This window comes from Akkermansiaceae bacterium (assembly GCA_017798145.1).
Classification (GTDB): domain Bacteria; phylum Verrucomicrobiota; class Verrucomicrobiia; order Verrucomicrobiales; family Akkermansiaceae; genus Luteolibacter.
In genome coordinates, this window is the sequence record CP059069.1 from 1597234 (window position 1) to 1617797 (window position 20564).

Below are 20564 nucleotides of genomic sequence, written 5' to 3' on the forward strand. Positions count from 1 at the left end.
CATCCAATGGCGATTTTCAGAACAACAAGTCCAACAGAACGAAAACCGCTATCTTAGCCCCTCCAGAAAACGTATCCAATGAATCGCTCGGTCAAGATTCTTCTTTCCGCCCGCAAATCCCAGGTTCATGACCACCGCCTTGGTTCACCAGGGATGTAAGTAATGGCAATTTCAAACCGTATTCCGTCCCTGTTTCGCTGGGGAATCGATTCATCAAAATGGGAGAACAACCACACGCAATCATGAGATTACCAGGCAGATGGATTCTGATTGTGTGGCTGGTTGCCATGTTTTTTCTTCCGTCGCCGTTGCCAGCTCAGGAGGAACTTCCGGTCATGGAGATGGAGGAAAACCTCTCGCGCGAGGGAAGCATCCCGGTCAGAATTGTCGGTGGCCGTCTGGTGGCCGCGGTGGAGTTGTCCACCGTTCACAGCCGGATTCCGGTGAACCTCTTCATCGACTATGAGAGCCCCAGCGGGCTTCAACTGCATGATAGTGCGGCCAAGGCTCTCAGGACTGAGGACGAATTCGGACAGACCATCCCCATCACCATCCATTTCCCGGATTTTGACATCACGGTGGATCGGCGTGAGAAGGGGCCGGAGGATGAGTATGGGGAGTTCACCCGCCTCCATTCCGAGGAACTCAATGAAGACGCCTTGGTCGGCTCGATCGGTTCGAGAATTCTCAGCAAGTATCGCGTCACTTTTGATCTGCACGAAGGACGCATGGAACTCGCACTCCCTGGCGGGGAGGAGGCCGACGGCGAAGAAGCCGCTGCGGATGACGAAGAACCCGGCGATGAGAAACTGAAAGTGGGCATCACGGTCACCGACGGCGTCGTCTGGCTGCCCATTCAACTGGCCAGCGGCAGGATCCATGCCATGGCCGTGTCCACCACGAGCTACGACAGCCTCATCGATCGGGAATGGTGCGATATCCAAGGCTTTCCCGCCGGTGAGATCGATCCGCTGAAGCTGGGCGAACTCAACCTCGCAAAGTGTGTCGCCTTCCGCCCGCAGGAGGTGATCTACACGGATCCGCCTGAGTCGATCGGGGTGCTGGGTCTCAATTTGCTCAAGCACCTGCACCTGACCATCGACCCAAGCACCAAAACGGCAGTCTGCTTTATCTCTTCTCCACCGATCTTTCCGGTGGCGGATCGCGAATACTTCGAGGCCGAGGCCTCCGGCGATGCCGACCGGCTTGAGGCTTGGTTGGAGAAATATCCCAAGGAACGGCTTAGCGCCGAAGGGGCGGAGAAACTCCTCAACGACCGACTCGTTGAAAAGGCCACCCCCGGGCAAATCGAATCGGCGATACGCCGCCTGAGGGTCACCTGGCCGGATGACATGATCAGCACCAAGGCGCTTGATCTGGTGAAGGAGCTTTTGAAAACCGGCTATCCCGAGCAAGCGGTGCTCGCCGGCGAACTCGGTATCGAGGGCGGCCGCACCGACCGCTACCCGGATTCCGTTCACCAACTGCACGCCACGCTGGGAGAACTCTTTCTTGGGCAGGATGAAAACAAGCGTGCCTGGCGCCATCTTCTCTCCGCCGCCTTCGGGGTTCCGGACGATGGACGGGTCAATCTGAACCTGGGTCGTTTTTATGAGAAAGAGAAACGCTACAACCGTGCTCTTTCGCGATACGTTCAGGCGGTCACCAAGGTCGAGACCGGTGAGCAGGCGCTGGAAGGTCTCGCCCGCGTCCAGCGGTTGATGGGGGATACCACGCCACTCTCCGTGGATACCATCGCCCCGCTCATCGCCGGCAAGACCTACAACTACGCCGCCGCCACCCGCTATCGCCCCACACCCGAGGAAGAAACAAACCGCGTCGCCCTGGTCGAGTTTTTCACCAACGCCAACTACAAGAAGCCCGGCAAAGAGGAAGGCGCCATCGGCGGTGCGCTGGGCAACGAGGGAGTGATGACCTACTTCCCGCGGGAGAAGGTCGCCATGCTGACCTACCACTTGCTGAATCCACAGCTGCCACCCGATTCGCTCTCCAACAAGTTCGCGGAGGAGACCGCCAGATTCTATCAAGCCTCCCTTGCCATGCAACTCGTCAACGGCAACCGGTTATTCCCCGGAGAAGGTCGCCCGGAAGATGCGGAGAAGATCTTTCTTGAAGGCCGCAAGCTCATCCGCCCGAGCCTCGCCGAGAAAAGCCGCTACAAGCTTGAACTCACCGGCTCGGTTCGGGATGGCGACCTAACCGGTTCCTTGAAAGTGACCGACCTCTCGCCCACCGACGGCTCGCCAACGGCTCCCACCATCCAGATCGTATTGGCCGAGCGGCGGGTGCTCTATCCGAGCCTGAGCAAGGTCATCATCCAGAACATGGTCGCGCGCGCCGCCTTGACGGAGCAGATGAAAGGAATCGAATTCAAACCCTCCGACGGTCAGATGGTCATTCCCTTCTCTCGCTCCTTGGAAGAAATCGTTTTGGAGAACACCGGGTATCTTAAATCGCGTGCCGGAGGCGCACAGCTCTTCGCCGCCAAGATGGATCCCCGCCAACTGACCATCGTCGCCTACGTCAGGGATGGCGCTTCCAAGAAAATCCTGCAGGCCATCCAGATCGATCCCACCGTGCCGGAAGAGCCCGCCGCCGAATGAACACGAATTTTCCAGAGACCGATGCGAAGTCCTCGCTGGAAAAGCTGTCGTGGACAGGTTGCTCATGGCTGTGGAAATGCCGCCTGCGCGATGGCTTTCGAGCCCGGATCCCACGGGCCGCGACTCTTCTCATAGTGATCCCCGTTCTGGCCATCGTCATCATCATGTTCGGCTGGATCCTCGGAAAACCATGGAAGCCGTCCATGGGTCTCATGGCTTTCCTTTGTCCCCTGCCACCTCTTCTCTACCTCGGGTATCACGCCATTCGACTGTGTCGGAAACGCCCGGAGCGACGCGAAGGGCTGGCAGTGTTTGATGAAGCGCTGGACCTGAAAGACCGCCTGCAGACGGCCGATGAATTTCTCGCGGCACCCAAGCGAACTCCGTTCATGGAGGCCGCGATTGCCGATGCCGGATCTGCCATGGAAGAGGCGAGCCGAACCTCGCTGGAATGGAACTGGGGCAAGCCACTGAGTGAACTGAAACGCCTCGCCGCAATGTTCGGCCTCGCATTGGTTCTGCTCCTGATAGGGGGTTTCCTTCCCACCATCCTGCGGAGCGGAAGTGAACCACAACCACCGGGAGGCGGAATCGCGGACGCTACCGCTCACCTACCAGCACCACTCGAAAACACGCCGACCGATCCGGAACAGTCACCGATCAAGACCTCCGAACCCAAGCCGGAGAATCCGGAAAAACTGGCGCGCAAGGCTACGAAAGGAGCACCCGCTCTCACCCAGATCAGCGAGGAGCCGTCCGGTCAACTGGACGGGCGCGATAAGATTTCCGTCGGCACCTCGGAAGGTGGCCAGACCTCACAAGCCGCATCCTCCGGGCGCGCCAGCCAATCGAGCGGCATGCCCGGAAGCCAGGCGCCGTCCAGCGAGCCGGAAGAGCAACAACTCGCGAAAAAGAAGGAACCGAAACCCCAGAAGGACAAGGAGTCGGACGCGGATGACAAGAAGGCCGAGGATGAATCGGGAGCCACCGCGGGTCGCGGCAGCTCCGGCGGATCGAGCCGCAACCCGGCATCCTCCGACTGGGCCAGCAAGGACCGCACCGAAACCGCGGACAATGAAGAGTTCGATCAGCAGGAGGAAGTGGATGACGAAGACTCGGAATCCGAGGCTCGCGGAGGCTTGCAACCGAATCTCCGCGACCGCCGCCCACCGGTGAACCGGGACCTGGGCATCGGCTTCGGCAATCAAGCCAGCCCGGATGCGAACGGACGGAGCGGACCGGGCGAGCGCAAGAAATCCCGTGGCGTGGCCGGGCTCGTTCTGGGAGTCCCCATCCCCGATCACGTCAAGGGCCAGTCGAATCCCGGCCGGGTCAAGGTCAACCAGGAGCGGGTCCAGCCCCAGGGCGAACAGATGCCCGGAGACACCGCCAAGGATCGCGGCCGGCGCAGCTCACCGGCAGGTCACCTTTCCGAGCGCACCCTCGATACCCCGATGCGTCAGATCGTCCGCGACTACTTTCTCAAAAACCGAGCCTCGGAGACTTCCCCCTCTAACAACGAACCATCAATTACAGAACCATGAGCGAAAACACATCCAGCAGCGCGGCCAAGGAGGCCGAGGAGTTCCGAACCGCCTTCAAAAGGGTCAAGACCGAGGTCGGTCGAATGATGGTCGGCCAGAAAGACGTCATCGACGGCGTGCTCACCGCCCTCATGGCCGGCGGCCACGTCCTGCTTGAAGGCGTTCCGGGCTTGGGAAAAACCATGTTGGTCCGCTCCCTTGGCGAAGCGCTCGACCTGAAGTTTTCGCGCATCCAGTTCACCCCGGACATGATGCCCGCCGACATCCAAGGCACCTCGGTTCTCGTGGAGAAATCCGGAGGCGGTCAGGAAGTCCAGTTCCGCGAGGGACCGCTGGTTTCCAGTCTCGTCCTCGCCGACGAGATCAACCGCGCCACACCCAAGACCCAGAGCGCCCTGCTAGAGGCGATGCAGGAGAAGCAACTGACCGTCGGCAACCGCACCATCAAATTGCAGGAGCCCTATTGCGTCATGGCCACCCAGAATCCGGTCGAGCAGGAAGGCACCTACCCCTTGCCCGAAGCGCAGCTCGACCGGTTCCTTTTCAAACTGGTCGTCGGCTACCCGACCGAAGGGGAATACCACGACATCCTCAATCGCACGACCAGCAGCGATGACGTTGTCGTGAAGAAAGTCTCCACCGGCGAGGAGATCAACCGCTTGCGCGGTGTCGTCCGTGGCGTTCCCGTGCCCGAGCACGTGCAAGGCTATGCGATCCGGCTGGTCATGGCGACACAGCCCGGCAGCCAGTATGCGCCGCCCATGGTCAACGAGTTTGTCTCGCTCGGCTCCAGCCCGCGCGGCGCGCAAAGCCTCCTTCTCGCCGGTAAAGTCCGCGCCCTTCTCGGAGAGCGCTTCGCGGTGAGCTGCGACGACGTCCGCGACATTGCCATGGCGGCCTTGCGTCACCGCGTCATGGTGAATTTCCACGGCATCTCCGAAGGCATCACCGCCGACCGGATCATCGAGGAAGTCCTCTCCACAGTGAAACAGCCCAACGCCCCGGCGCTGGCTTGAGCGAACAGATCATGCCCCCGCTGAACAAAGAGGAAATATTCGATCCGGCTTTTCTCGCATCGCTGTCGCACCTGCGCGTCGTGGCACGACGGGTTCCTCGGGACGGGCGCTTTGCCGAGCAACGATCCCACGACCTGGGGCACGGCACGGACTTCCGGGATTTCCGCCCTTACGCGGCAGGGGATGACTTTCGATCCATCGACTGGAATATCTATCAACGCCTGGGCCGGGTCTTCCTCCGCCTCTACGAAGAGCTCGAGGATCTCCCGCTCTACCTGATGCCGGACATCTCGCGGAGCCTTTTTCTGGAGTCCCCTCCGCGCGCGCTTGCCAGCCTTCGCACGACCCTTGCCCTTGCCTCGATCAGCCTCAACCATCACGACTCGACCGGCCTGTTTCCGTTCAGCGACGATTGCAAAGTCCTGGCCCGGCCGCAGACCGGACGGGGCAAGGTGATGCATTTCGCGGACCGGCTCGCCCAACTGGAACCGGGCGGAGCCACCGACATCCGCGCTGCCATCAAGCGCTTCAACAGCTTCGGCTTGCGGCGCGGGCTTCTGGTGGTGGTCTCGGACTTTTTTGATCCGGGTGGCATCGGGGCGGTGGTCTCGGCACTCAAACAGGTGCGGCACAATCTCCTCCTCGTGCAATTGCATCGCCGGAGCGACGCCCAGCCCGATCTGCGCGGTGATGTGCGTTTGATCGACTGCGAGTCACGGGAAGCCGAGGATCTGTCGATCACGCCGGCCCTCATCAAGCGTTACCGCGAGGTCTACGATCAGTTCCAAGCCGATCTCGCCGGCTTCGCCAAGAGCCGGAACGCGGGACTGCTCCGCATTGATGTGGATGAGGAAATCGTGCCTCAGCTGGCTGGGATTTTCGAAGGAGGAAGGTACGTCGTATGAATTTTGCGAACCTGGATCCTTTGTCGTTTCTCGCGGGTCTGGCCGTCATTGCCGGTCTTCTGTTTGTCCTGCAACGCCTGCGTGTCCGCTTCCGCGAACGGGAAGTGGTCACCACCTTGTTCTGGAAACAGGCACTGGAAGAAACCCGGGCGCGCATGATGACACGCCGGTTTCGCCATCCATGGTCCTACCTGCTGGCGCTGGTGATCGGTGGGCTGATCTGGCTGGCCTTCGCGCAGCCGAGCTGGAAACGGGAAGCCGATGAGAACCATGTGTTTCTCTTGGACGCATCCGCCGGGATGAGTGAGGGAAGCCGTTTTGAAGAGGCCAAGGCCTTGCTGATCGAAGAGGTGGGGCGTGTGTCAGATGATCGGCGGCGGGTCTATCTCTGCGGTGCGGAAGCCCGTTTGATTCTGGATCACGGTGAGGAAGCAAGCCTGCTAGAAACGCGTCTCGCCAAACACCAACCCGAGGCCAGTCCATCGGGTTTGGAAATCGAACTGCTGGCGATCGCCGCGGAAAACATGGGGTCTGGGAAATTGCGGATTCTGGTCGTTGGCGACGCCCCTGTCCGCGAAAGCATCCTCGATCAACTTCCCGAGTCCGTTACCGCCGAACGCCTTCGGTCGGGTGATTTCAAGCCACCCGGAAGCAATGTCGGCATCACCGCCCTTGGCGTCGCCGAAGCGGCAAGTGGTTCCTTTGAGCGGGTGGATGCCTTGATCGAGATCGTCGGCACTGAAAATCCCAGCCTCTCCGTTTCCCTCGGAGGTCAGCCCTTCCAAGCGACGCCCACCAAGGAGGCCGGTGCCTATTATCTGCGTGATCTCCCGGCCCGAGGCGAGATCCTGGAAGTGAGCTTGGCATCGGACGACGCCATGACGCTCGACAACAAAGCCCGCCTCAGGTTGCCCGACCGGCAACGCATCAAGGTGTCCGTGGACGGGAATCTCGACGACCGTTTCCGTGACGTGATCGATGCCGACCCGGCTCTCGTTTCAGATGCGGCAGGTGCGCAGGTCGTGGTTGGCGGGGCGGCGGATGGATCGCTGCCAGCCATCGAGCTGGTCACGGGCAAGGACATCGCCATCATTCATGAAGCCGACCTTGACGCCAACGGACTCGAAGAACTCAAAGCCCGGTTTGCGGGAACTGGTCTGGATCGGGTCGGTTGGAAACTGGGTTCTGACTCCGCACCCATCGCCGGGTTCACGCTGTCGCCCCGCTTTGTTCCGGGACCGCAGCGCCGGGTCCAGATCGGAGTCGAACTGATCGGCGAAAACTCCGATTTCATGGACACCAGCGCTTTCCCTCTTTTCATGTCGACCGCGATCCACTGGCTGGCGGACGTCGGGTCAATCGAGCCCTTCGCGATCGCCGGCCAACGCTCGGTGCATCGGGGGCAGTTCTCCCTCGCGGGCAGCGACTACGCTCCACCCCGGGCCGGTCTCTACACGAGCCGAAATGGGGAAGAGATCGAAGTCTCGCTCGCCGCCATCGGGTCGCCCCAAGCCGATGCCCTTTCCCAAATCACCCGGTCAACCGCCTCCAGCCGCTGGCCCAACCTCTTCGCCTGGTGCGTCCTGATCGCCCTCCTGATGATCGTCGGTGAGTGGTGGCTCTTTCAGAAAAGTTACATCCCATGACCCTTGTTTTTGTCGAATCCTCATGGCTCTGGCTTCTGCTGCTGGTGCCTTTGTTCTGGTTCCTGCCTCGGCGGGCAACCAACCGATGGCATGCCGCGATCCGCTCCGCCGTCGCCATCTTGCTCATCCTTGCGCTGGCACGCCCTGCTGTTCCCACTGATCTCGATGATTCCTATCAGGTGCTGATCTGGGATCGCTCGGAAAGCGTCGATGCGACGACCACCGCAGCCGCCGAATCATGGGCGAAAAGTCTCCCTGACTCGTCCCGCATGCGGGTCGTGACTCTCGGTGGGGACGAGAAAACGGTGCCGCAGATTTTCGAAGGAGAAACGGTTCGGCTAGAAGGTTCATCGGTGGGCCGCGCCCTGAATACCGGTGCTCGCTTGATTCCGGAAGGAGCCAGAGGTGCGGTCACCGTCATCAGCGACGGCATGGCGACCGACCTTCATTGGGGTCATGCCGTTCGCCAGCTCGTCGAGCGTGGGATCCCTGTCCACGCCGTCGCGGTCGCAAATACCAAAAACGACATTTATCCTTCCGCCATTGATTCCCAATCGCCGCTCCGGATGGGACAAACGGGCATCGTCTCGGTGGATGTCGTAGGAACCGCGGAGGAAGTGGTCGTGACGCTGACGGCCGGGGAGGAAGTCCTCGCCCGGAGCACTCCGTTCGCCGCCACCGGCAGCTCCATGGTCGAGCTGGAATTCGAACCCTCCCGGGCGGGTCTGTTAGATGTCTCCGCCAGAGTGGAGGTGCGTTCCGGAACGGATTCCAATCCGGACAACAATCAGTTCGCTTCCACCCTCGCGGTGCAGGAGCCGATCCGGGCGCTCTACCTTTCCGAGCGTCTGGCCGACAGCCGGGAAAAGATAAGCACCCTCGTGGGACCCGGCGTGGAATTTTCAGAGCCCTCCCAAGACATGGTCGATTCGCTGGCAAAAGATCCCGGCGGTATCGCCGCCTACGATCTCGTGGTGATCGACGACCGCCCGGCGGACAGCATTCCACTTCCTCTGCAGGAGGCCATCGTGAAGGCCGTGCAGGAAGACGGAGTGGGATTGTTCTATGCGGGAGGGAAGGGTGCCTACGGGACCGGCGGCTACTTTGACACCCCTGTGGCCTCGATCCTTCCTGTGGAAATGATCCAGAAGGAAGAGAAGCGCGATCCCAGCACCACGCTCGTGGTCATCATCGACACCTCCGGATCGATGACCGGCGAACGGGTCCAGCTGGCCAAGGAATGCGCCCGCCTCGCGATCCGCAGGCTCCTGCCGCATGACAAGGTCGGCATCGTCGAATTCTACGGCACCAAGCAATGGGCCGCCCCGATCCAGTCGGCGGCCAATGCCATCGAAATCCAGCGCGCGATCAACCGTATGGATGCAGGTGGCGGAACCGTGATCCTGCCCGCCATCGAGGAGGCATTCTACGCGATGCAAAACGTCCAGACGCGTTACAAGCATGTCCTTATCCTGACCGACGGCGGCGTGGAAAGCGGCGACTTCGAAAGCCTGATGCGGCGCATGGCGGCGAAAGGAATCAACGTTTCCACCGTCCTCGTAGGAGGCGCGTCGCATAGCGAATTCCTCGTCAACATCGCCAATTGGGGCAAGGGACATTTCTATTCCGCCTCGGACCGTTTCAATATCCCGGAGGTTCTTTTCAAACAACCCTCCACCTCGAAGATCCCTCCGTATCGGCCGGGGTCTCATTTTGTCAGCATGGGCGGCCCGAGCGGATGGTGGGGAGAGATCCCCCGACCCGAAAAACCGCAGCTCTCCGGATACGTGGAGACCCAACTGCGCCCCGGCGCCCAGGTTGCCGTGGAGACGGAAACCGAGTGCCATCCCATCCTTGCCAGTTGGCGCCACGGCCTCGGACGGGTGAGCGCTTTGACCACCGAACCCGTCGGCGAAGGCACCGCCCCGTGGCGCGAATGGGACGGCTACGGAGCCTGGCTGATGCGGGTCTTGTCCCGCACCTCCCGCGAACATCCCCAGCCCTTTGCCTATACCATCGAACGCTCGCCGACCGAAGCCCGCATCATCGCGCGACGCCTGACACCTGAACTCAACCTCCCCGTGGTGGAGCAAATCAATGAAGATGGTTTGGCCGAACGTGTTGTTCTGCAGCAACGTTCGCCGGATTGTTTCACTGCGACGATTTCAGCGAGCGCGGAGGAAACCCTTCATTTTCGTGGTGGTGCGGAAGGCTGGCCCGGAAGCCTTGCTCATCTGGTGTCGCCCGCTTCGCAGGCAGTGGCTCCGGAAGGGAATGTCGATCCGGCAAGAGCACTCGATCTCGCCCTTCTCGCCACCACCACAGGTGGGAAGAGCCTCTCGCTTGAATCGGTTTCCCGACTTGATCCGAATGTGGGTGGTGCCGGAACCGCATCCGACCTTCTCCGCCTGTGGCCGTGGTGCCTTCTTTTTGCCTTGTTGACCTACCTTGGCGATATCCTCTATCGCCGTTGGCCTGCCGCCGGTTCAGCAGGAACAAGAAGCTTCGGCTTGTTCTGGATCATCATCGGGCTGGGAATCGCATCAAACCCGCAAGCCCGTGCCGATATTTCTCCAAAACTCGAAGCGGAGCTGCAGCGCACCTTGCAGGGGGAGGCTTTCCAGGTTGACGATGAGGCGCTCTATCAGTCAGCCCTCATCGAGGACGAGGCTTTGGAGCCGCTAATTACTCGGCTTGAAAGTCTCATCCAGGCGAACGAAAAATCCTTCGAAACCATCTGGCTGACCGCCTCGCTCCAATGGCGATATGGTAAGCTCGACGAAGCCCTCGAACTGTTTGGCAAGGCCGCCGGGTTGCGAGCCGAGCCGCTGGTCTTTTTCCGAATCGCGCAAATTCTCGATTCCCAGGGCAAGACCGCGGAAGCCGCAACGCAGTATCAAAAAGCGCTGGATGCCAAACCTGACGAAACATTGGGCAAGCGGATTCAACTGCGCCTGGCCCTCTTGAAATCCACCGAATCCGGGATCGAAGCGGGGGGAGAGGATCTGCCCGCCTTTGCAAAGACCCAGGATCAGGCTTTCCGGAATCGCGCCGGGGTCGTGCTTGCTCTGACGGGGAAGCCAAAGGAAGCGCTCGAACTCTACAAGGCGGCGGAAGAGGGCGATGAGGCCTTCAAACAACTCATACGTATCGCCGAGTGGTCGATGGCCGCCAATGACATGGCCAAGGCACAGGATTCGGCGTGGGAAGCCCTGCGTTCCGCCAAGCTCACGCGCGACCGCCGCTACGCATTGACCTTGCTCGCCGAGGCGTATCGGAATGATGGAAAAATCGACCGGTTGATCGCGCGTTTCGCGGCCACTCCGGACCTGTCGGAAGAGGCACGCATGAGCTGGATCGAACTCCTGCGCGAGCAAGGGAACTCGGATCAGGCATTGGCTCTTTTTGAATCGGCCAAGGAAAAGGCCGGTGATGGATTCACCGCCGACATGCGCCGCGAGTTGCTCGACATCTGCCGCGAGGCAGGACGGAACGATTTACTCGTCCAGAATTTTGAGGAAATGATCAGCAAGGAACCCCGCCTCCTCGAATGGCGGATCGGATTATCCCGCTTCTACCTCGAACGCGGCGAACGTGACAAGGGCATCGCGGTTTGGGACGACTACCGCAAGGTGGCGGAGCGGCGCGACTGGTTGGCTGCGGCCGATGCCACCATGGCCTTGGGGCTCGATCAACTGGCCACGTCGTTTGCCGAGCAGTTGGTTGAAGACGGCGAAGGCAGGGAGCCGCTTGCGGCGCTCCAATTCATCTTCGACCAACACAAGGCCCGGGGACGGGAGGACGAGATGAAGGTCGTGCTGACGCGCATGGACAAACTCGCCGCCCCTGATGCCTCGGACCGGGTTCGCCTGGCGGAGTCGTGGGAACAGCTCGGCCGGCAGGACAAGGCCGTCGAGGTTTTGGAGAACCTCCGCAAGGCCCGCGATCCCGAGGACTTTTCATCCGACCTGGAAACGCGGCTGGCCTGGCTCTACTCGGAGACGGGCGAGGAGGAGAAGGCCTTTGATGCGTGGAAACGCGTCTGGCTGCGGATCGATTCCCCGGGGCGCCGCCGCTACATCGAGGATCGGCTGATGGCCACCGCCTCCCGGCTGGGCAAGCTCGCCGACATCGCCATCGAGTTGGAAGAGAAACTCGCCGATGGCACCGCCGACAAGCGTGACAGCGCCCTCCTTGTGCGGCTCTACACCAAGGTCGGCGATCCGGTTTCCGCCTCGGAAATCATCCACGACTTCATGAAGCTGTCGGGTGGCACCGAGATCAAGATGCTCGAGGAGCAGGCACGCGTTTATGTGATCTGCAACGATTACTATCACTTCGAGAAGACGCTGCGCAAACTGATGGAACTCGATCCCGAAGGCGCTTCGGAATACCTCACCCAGCTTGCGATGAGCGCGCTCGAGCGGGGCCGCAACGATGAGGCGCAGGCCATCCTGTTAGAAATGCGGGGCCTGGAGACCAATCCGGCGAGCGCCGAATTTGAAGCGGGGGTTCTCAAGATCGCCGGCATGCACGAGGAGGCCAACGCCGCCTACTTGCGCGGAATCGGCCAGCACCCGGACCGCATCGACGCCTATCTCCTTTTGGGGGAATCCCTGCAGAAACTCGGCAAAGGAAAACAGGCCATGGGGATTTTCCAATACCTCGTCGAGAATGCCGAAAAGGACGACCTGTTCACCATCGCGGTCGACGGGTTGCTGAACATGAACAACCCCCGCTCGGGGGCCCGGATGACTCCTCAAACCCTGCGCTGGACGAGGCGGGCGATTCTCGAGCGACTCGCCGGAAAGGAGGACAAGCTCTACCTTTACCAGTTGCTCAGCGACATCTCGGAGGAATTGAAGGATCAGGACATGATGATCCTTGCCCAGTCCGAAACCCTCCCGATCGCGGGCGAACGCCGGACCCCGCAATTGCGTGAGCTCATGGAGTTGGCGCGGCTCGGAACCAAGAACAAGGACGACGTGCTTCGGTTCGGACGTCGCCTGGTCGGGATGGGAGAAATCATCCCGCCGCAAGTCTATCTCGACCTCGGCTCCATCTTCCTGGAAAGCGGTGATATCCGCAGCGCCGTCAAGACCTTCGACAATGCCGATGACGGTCTCGACCAAGGTGGCTACCGGCGCAAGGTGGCTTCCACCTTCGAGGAGAAGCGCTACATGCTCAGTGCACTGCGGAGCTACGAAAAGCTGCTTCTCACCGCCCCTGACGACGTGGCGACACTGACCAAGGTCGGTGAAATCAGGGAGTCCCTGGGCCGTGATGAAGAGGCCGCGCTCGCCTACCGCCGCGCGCTCGACGTGGTCATGGCCGCGCAGCCTCTCTTCAGCTTCAAGGAGGAAAGCGCCACCCGCTCTTCGGACCAGAACTACTACTTTCGCCGTAACAGCGACGACTTCGATAAATATTCCGTGCGGATTCTCACCGGATTGCTGGCGACTTCCGATCCCGGCGGGAAGGAATACCTGGCGATCTTTGACGATTTGCTCTCCGAACTGCGGGCAGATGTGGCGAGGGTGGAGAAGGAACGCGGCGCCGGTTCGGAGATCCTCAACCTGCCCAACGCACCTCGCATCATGAGGCGGAGTGAGTTGATGAGGAGGCTGGCGCTCGCGGCCGGGCAAATCGAAAGGGCCGAATCTCTCGAGAAAGTCCTTCTCAAGGCCTTCCCGGGCGACAAAGGCCTGCTTCCCAGCATCGCGGCATCCTGGTCAAGTTGGGGCTACGAAAACGGAGCCCGCGACCTGGTCGATGCCAATCCAAGCAACCCCGGTGGCAAAGAAGCCGGGCAGATTGTCGCATCCGGATCCGGGAGTCTTTCCCGGCAGATCTTTCAGATGTCCATCCACGGTGATCAGGCCGGAGCCCGTGCCTTCCTGCGGGATATCGAAACCATCCTCGGCAAGAAATGGTCATGGGACAATTACAATGCCCTGTTCGGTGTCGCGCGCGCAACCGGCGATTCGGCGGCCATGGAGCGGTTGGTCCGTCTCGCCATCAACCAGGCACCGAAGACGCAGCGACTCAGCCTGAGTTTCTCCCTGTTTCCACGAGCCTTTCCCTACCTCGGGCAGGACCAGCGCGACCGCCTGATCGCCTATCTCGGGGATACTTTGAAAGGCCAGGGCAATGAAGCCACAGCAAACCTCCGGCCGTACAGCTTCGCACAATTCCGTATGGTGACCGGTGGCGATCTCAAATTACCCATCGACCTCCTTCGTCCCGAAACGGAGAACATCCTGGGCCAAGGGTGGCGCTATTTTTTCTATCTCGGCCCTATCTTCTCATTCCTCGAAAAGGACGACTATCAGACACTTCTTCGCGAAACCTATGGCAAGGTGAAGGCCGAAGATCGCCTCGGACTGCTCCTCGGTCTCGCCTTCCAGTATCCGGTTGAAATGGATGCCGCGACCGAAACCCTCTTCAGCGGATTGATCGGGGAAGCGGTGCTGGACGCCACCGGTGACTCGCTGAATGTTTACCGAACCGCCATACGCAGCAGCTACTATCGTGGGCAACCCGTTCTGAACAACCTCGGCTTCCAAGCACGTCTTCTGGGTGATTTCGCCAAACGGGCAAAGGAGAAGGACGAGCAGTTCGGCTTCACCCTTGAAGAGGTGCGGGTGTGGCTGCAGGGCGACGACGACGAACAGGGTGCGGCGGCAACTGCCAGGCTGATCCCACTGGCCTGGCAGGACGACAAGAGGTTTGCCGAGGTCCTGGCTCTGCTCGCCAATGCACCGGCCGCCTATGTGAGTGCCTCGCTCGCCAGCTTCGAGAGCATCGAGAAGACCGAAGGAAGCAGCGTCCTGCTCGAGGAAAGACGGCTGCTGCTGCTGGACCGAATCGGCGGCTCCGACCGGGTTTTCGAGAGCCTCGACGCGGCCATCCGCAAGTTTCCCAAGGAAACCGGATTCCGTCAGGAGCTGCGTGAAAAGCTGCTGGCACAAGGCCGCTACTACGAAGCGATCGGTGTCCTGAAGGAACTCATGGAACTGGAGCCGGACAAGCAGTCTTATCGTGATGAACTGCGGCAGGCATGGACCGAACTGGCGCACCCCATCAATGCCTTTTCCGTGGCTGGCGCATCATCCTCGCCGAAACCGGTTGCCCGTGAAACTACCGCGCGCCCTCCAACTTCTTTCCCCAGCAAGCCGACCGTAAAGGCGCTTCCGCCGAAAGCGGGAAACCAGGAAACACCTCTTCCCCTGCCATCCACCGATACGATCAAGGCGCTTTACGAGTCAGGGGAGTTCGACAAGGCACAACTCGAAGTCCGCCGCTTGTGGCGCCGCTTTTCGGCCATGGATCAGGCCAGCATGAGTCCGGTGTTCCGGTTGCCCGGCCCGGCCCACAGTCGCTACTTTGATTGGTCGGCTCCAACCGCGCCTCGAAGGAATCAGCCGGCTGACCCCAAAACCCCTGCGCCTGAGCCGGGTGGACTCAAGGCCTTCCTTTTGATGACACCGACTGGCCCGCCCCCTGCCATCCCGCCGGTGATGCGGTCGGACGAAACGCTGTTCAGTGCCATCGGCTCGGAAAAGTTCCTGGCGAAGGAAATGGCGACATGGCTAGGCACCTTTCAGCCGGAGGATTACCAAGGGCCGCATTTCGAAGAGCTTCTCCAGGCGGTCGTGAAAGGTGATATCGCCGGTCAAGGTGCCGAGCCCTTCGTGCGAAAGGCTCTGGCTCATTATCAAAGCGGAGAAGCGAGCACCCTCGACGAACTCGCTCTTCTAACCGCCTTGGAGAATCATCCTGAAGTGGGCGGAGAGGAAGCCGATCGTTTCCTTGCCGACCAGTTGACCTCAGTGGCGCCGGAAGATCTCTGGCAGCAAGTCCGTCTCGCCCGCTGCCTGGCGAAACGCGGTGAAGTGCAAAAAGCGCTCTCCCTTTACCGCTGGTGTGGAGCCAATGTCGTTACGGGGACTTCCTACTACCGGCCTTCGGTAAACGCCAACCTTCTGATCGAGGAGATACGCAGGAACCTCACCGGAACCGCCCGCATCGAGGCCATCGGATCCGTTCTTTCGGTCGCCGCCGACGATGCCCGCTCGATCAACGCCCGAAACAGCAGCCTCAACTTTGCGCTCTCCATCTGGTCGGAGGAACTCGCCGCCCATGAGGTTTACCAACGCTGCCCGGACATGTGCCGGAAAGTCATCGCGACCTTCGGATCAACTTCCGATTCCAAGACCCCGGCCGTGGATAGGGCCACCCTTTTCCTCGCTGCTGCCGGCGAAACCGAGGAGGCTCTGAAAGGGTTGCCGCTTCTCTTGGATAACCCCATGGCATCGGGGAAATTCACGCCGATCGGCCAGCGCAGGCATGACCAGCTCCTGCACTACTGGCTGCCACAAGACATGGGATCATGGACCCATGCCGACCGTTGGCTTGCGGGAGTCGCCGACCAGGCGATCCGATGGGAGTCCGGAAAAAAACTTCCGACGGCGGAAATCGTCAAACTCCTGTCTCTCGTGGCGGTGCGCCAGCATCAGAACCACTTCGAGGACGCGGCGCGGAAAACCCTCGCCGCCATCGGGCGCCTGTCGCTTACGGACATGACTGCAGCGAATTGGTTCATCGATGCGGCGGAGATCACCGGCAGTGACGAACTCGCCATCGAAACGGCAACCCGCTTGCTGAATGAGAAGCGCCTGCCCATCTCGCGGGTTGCGCCGCTGATGAGGGCGGTTGCCGCGAAACAGGGAGTTTCCGCCGCCCTCGAACTCGCCGAATCCGCCTTGGCATTCACCTGGGAGCGCGGGTTTCTCGAAACCATGGCAAAGGTCTCTGCGGATGCAGGGGATAAGGAAAAGGCACGGCTCTGGAACGAGCGGATCCAGCAAGCATGGAGTGCGGATTCCATCCAAAAAATGCAGCTTGCCAGCGAGAATGACGATCAGGTTGTTTCGCCCGCCGGTGATCCGTTTGACCGGTTGGCGGAGGCGACCACGGAGACGCTGCGGGCCAATCCGCTGCTCAAAGCCTTCGACCACGAAATCTTCGTCGCCCGCCCGTTTGTGGTGGTCATGACCCGCTCTCCGGAAGAGACGCCCGAAGCCCACGATGCGCGAAAGCGCCGCATCGAAGACCTGGCCCGCGGCATCTGGCGCAACTGGCGGCCCATCCGGGCGGATTGGGAACTCCGCTCGACCCGCGACGACACCCCGGAGAATCCCGAACCGTTTGTCTGGCTCGCCTTTCACGACAGCAAGGCCTACGGGCAATACATGGAGAAGGCCAGGAGCGGAAAGAAGACGCTGGGTTCCAAGGCTTTCTACAGCACCAAGACGCAGTTCGTATCCTTCTACGAAGATCCGACCCGCGACCCATCGATCATCACCATTCACGAGACGTTCCATCAGTTGATGGATCGTTACTCGGAGATTCCTTCGACGAAATATCGGAACTACTGCTTCACGGAAGGGCTTCCGGAATACTTCGCCGGCCATCGCGGCGATGGCGAAACGCTGGTGCTCGGGGAGTTGAACCGCCCGCGCCGGGCCAGCGAAATCCGCAGGATTCACACCCACTTCGACGATGGGAAGAACATCTCCTACCCACAGCAGGACCGCCACCTGCAGATCACCCCGGACGACTGGATTTTCTACGATGTCCCCATGCTCCTGACGCTGCGCGACCCGATGTGGTTCAAGGGCATCTCGGCCGCCCTCAGGGAACAGTTCAGGCGCTCGGACTACGCCGAAAAGGACTTCTGCAAGGACTTCATCCGCGATGGCGAAACGCAATTCCACTCGGCCTTCTACGCCTACGCGTGGGCATTCACCTATTGGCTCAACGAGAACTATCCCGAGCAATACCGCCGCTATGCGATGACCGTCCTGAACACCGATCAGGGCGGCGACGCCGAGTCGTTTCTCGCGGCGTTCAACATCCAGCCGGCTCAACCGCTTCCGGACATCGAGAGCCTCGTCGGCCCGAACAACCGCGACGTAGCAGCCAACCAGAAGGCGGCCGTGGCCTGCATCGACGCGCGCATCAATATCCTGCGCCAGACGCCGGCCATACAGGAAATGCACCACCGCTGGGTGGAGTGGATGCACATCACATTTCCCAAGCTCCCGGAGCCCGGTGATCCCACGCCGGAGGAAGCCTATCAGCAGCTTCGCTCAGCCGCCGAGGCCAAGGAAAACCTCAAAGCCCTGGAACTCGGCGAAGCCTTCCTCCGATCCCATCCCGATTCCCCCCAGATCGCAAACGCACTCCACCTCGCCGCCATGGCGGGGATGGCGAGTTCGAGCTACGAACGGGCCGCGTCATTGCTGCGGCAGATCCTCGATGACCACCCGGACTTCGATGCCATCGATGAGGTGCGTTTCAAACTCACCGAATGCCTCTCGGGAATGCGCGCCCTCGAAGAGTGCATCGCCCAGTGCCGCGAGAACCTCAAGGTCGCACCGGATAGCCCCGGTGCCGACTACTGGCGTTTTCTCATCCCGCACAGCCAGTTCCGCCTCTGGCGCTTCAAGGAAGCGGAAACAGGACTCAAAGCCTTCCTCAAGGATCATCCCAACTCCACCTATGCCGTGAACGCCAGAAAGTATCTGGGCATGATCAACCCGCCATGGACGGTGGACGCCAACGGCATCGCGCCCTACTCCGGGAAGTATGAGGGCGACTACCGCTTCGAGGCCGCCGTGGCGGCGCTCCCCGCCCACATCCGCCAGGGCCGTGAGATGATCCGCGAATGCCTCGGCTTGGACGTCGATCTCACGGGCAAGATCAACTTCACCTTCCGCGACACGGAGCCCGGCAATAACAGCGGCCTCATGGCGGAGGTCTTCACCATCTGCCGCGACTACCAGCCGGTGACCGTGATGCAGTTCTACTCCGAGCACGTCGTCAGCGACCCGGAGGACTACCGGATGACCGCGATTCACGAGATGAAGCACGCCGGGTTCAAGAACGTGATGGATCAGTCCTACGACGATCTGCCCGAATGGATCATCGAGGGGCTGGCCCAGTGGGCGGCCGATCAGTTAGAGTGGCGCCTCGGTTCGGAGCTGAATAGCGAGACCTTCGCGGGGAAGAACCCGCTCGACGCATTGAACGGAGTCGCCAATCCCGACCACGACCTGGGGGACTACCTCGAGGACGTCCTCGCCTTCGAGTGGATGGAACAGCACCGGCCGGGCAGCGTGAAGGCCTTCGCCGCCGGCCTGGCCGCGGGCGGAGGCTGGAAGGAACTCCTTTCCACCACCACCGGCCTCGACCCGGACGAGGCGCTCCGCCAGATAGACCGCCACTGCCGTGAGCGGGTCAGCGCCGCACTCGGAGACGCCGGGGCGGAGGCCCTGGCGTTGCGCGACACCCAGATCGCCAAGGGCAAGATCAGTGCCGAGGCCATGAACACCTGGCTGCGTGAGGAGGGCACCCGCCGCTTCGCGGAGTGGCTCGCCGCCAACCCGGGACATGTGCTCGAACCGGTGATGCGTTTCTATCACGGCCGCGGATTGATCCTCGCTGGCCGCCACGCCGAAGGCCGCAGGATTCTCCGCGACCTCATCGAATCGCCCTCGGCCGGTTCGCTCTGCGACGATGCCCTCTTCTGGGAAGGATACGCCTTCCAGCAGGAAAAGCGCATGGACGACGGAGCCCGCGTTTTCCGTATCCTCCTGCGCGACCATCCCGGGTCCACCAACGCCGCCAAGGTGCGCGGCGCCTTCGAGCCCGCCGGCCCGGAACTCAAGCCACAAGAAGCCGATCAGACCCGGCAAACCACCGACTCGAATTTCCGTGCCGTGGTCGAGGATCCCGCCTTCGCGCCTGGCGAGGGGCCCATGGTCGGGATCGATGCCGCGCATCACAATTTCCACACCGCCGAAGGGCGCTACCGTCCTTTCGCCGACGTCTTGCGAGCCGATGGTTATCGGGTTGAATCGATCAAAGTGCCGTTCACCGCAGAGGCCTTGAAGCCCTTTCGTATCGTGGTCATCGCCAATGCGCTGCATGAGCGGAACGTGAGCGACTGGGCGCTGCCCACGCCTTCCGCATTTACCCCGGCGGAGATCGAGGCGGTGCGGAATTGGGTGAAGCAGGGCGGATCCTTGCTGCTGCTTGCCGATCACATGCCTTTCCCCGGCGCTGCCGGAGACTTGGCCAAAGCCTTCGATTTCCGCTTTTCCAATGGTTTCGCCTTTGATTCGGAGAAGTCCAATCCGCTCGTTTTCGCCAAGGCAACCGGCACCTTGCGGGAGCATGCGATCCTGAAAGGAAGAAATGCCAAGGAACAGGTGGAAAAGGTCGCCACCTTCACCGGACAGGCCTTTGAAATCGGCAAAGACGCCACACCGCTTCTGGTTTTTCCGGAGGGTTCCTATTCCTTGAATCCCTCAATCGCCTGGAAATTCGATAACGAGACTCCGCGGCAGGCGATCGACGCTTGGTGCCAGGGAGCCGTGCTGGAATTTGGAAAGGGGAAGGTGGCCGTGTTCGGCGAGGCCGCCATGTTCACCGCCCAGGAGATCGGGGAGAAAAAAGAGGCCATGGGACTGAACTCCCCCGCCGCCCCGGACAACCAGCAGTTTCTCCTCAACCTGACCCATTGGCTTTCCGGCCTGATCGCCCAGTGATCCTATGAAAATCGCAACCTTGGGTTCCGGCATCTTTACACGAACTCGCTTAGCGGTCGAAGTGGCGAACGATCGAATCCCATTCCGTCTACTACCTCTCGTTCATGCATGCGGCCGGAATGCCAGCGCCCAAGACCTTTGGTCAGCCCGCTTCCAAGCTAAAGCACCTCGACATCAGAGGCCCGCTTTCGGAGTTGATGGCCTGAGGATCA

General features: G+C 61.0%; 6 protein-coding genes. All 6 read left to right on the forward strand.

The genetic code is table 11. The annotated features are described in order from the left end of the window. Nucleotides 1-287: 287 nt before the first annotated feature. From HZ994_06790 to HZ994_06815, 6 genes are read left to right on the forward strand one after another with little or no spacing between them, the layout of a single operon-like run. The gene (locus tag HZ994_06790) at nt 288-2624 is read left to right on the forward strand and encodes a tetratricopeptide repeat protein (protein ID QTN32048.1); all 2337 of its coding nucleotides are present in this window, start codon (nt 288-290) and stop codon (nt 2622-2624) included. Continuing rightward, nucleotides 2621-4168 (forward strand): hypothetical protein, encoded by a 1548-nt coding sequence (locus HZ994_06795; GenBank protein QTN32049.1) that lies wholly within the window; start codon nt 2621-2623, stop codon nt 4166-4168. Before HZ994_06790 ends, HZ994_06795 begins: the two co-directional genes overlap by 4 nt. Beyond that, nucleotides 4165-5184, forward strand: coding sequence for a MoxR family ATPase (locus HZ994_06800; protein QTN32050.1), 1020 nt, complete (start codon nt 4165-4167; stop codon nt 5182-5184). Before HZ994_06795 ends, HZ994_06800 begins: the two co-directional genes overlap by 4 nt. After that, the gene (locus HZ994_06805; GenBank protein QTN32051.1) at nt 5181-6089 is read left to right on the forward strand and encodes a DUF58 domain-containing protein; all 909 of its coding nucleotides are present in this window, start codon (nt 5181-5183) and stop codon (nt 6087-6089) included. The genes HZ994_06800 and HZ994_06805 overlap by 4 nt, the downstream gene beginning before the upstream one ends. Continuing rightward, nucleotides 6086-7735: a BatA domain-containing protein gene (locus HZ994_06810; protein QTN32052.1), complete on the forward strand. Its 1650-nt coding sequence runs from the start codon at nt 6086-6088 to the stop codon at nt 7733-7735. Before HZ994_06805 ends, HZ994_06810 begins: the two co-directional genes overlap by 4 nt. Further along, a complete protein-coding gene (locus HZ994_06815; GenBank protein ID QTN32053.1) occupies nt 7732-20352 on the forward strand; it encodes a VWA domain-containing protein in 12621 nt (4206 codons plus the stop codon). The genes HZ994_06810 and HZ994_06815 overlap by 4 nt, the downstream gene beginning before the upstream one ends. Nucleotides 20353-20564 lie beyond the last annotated feature (212 nt).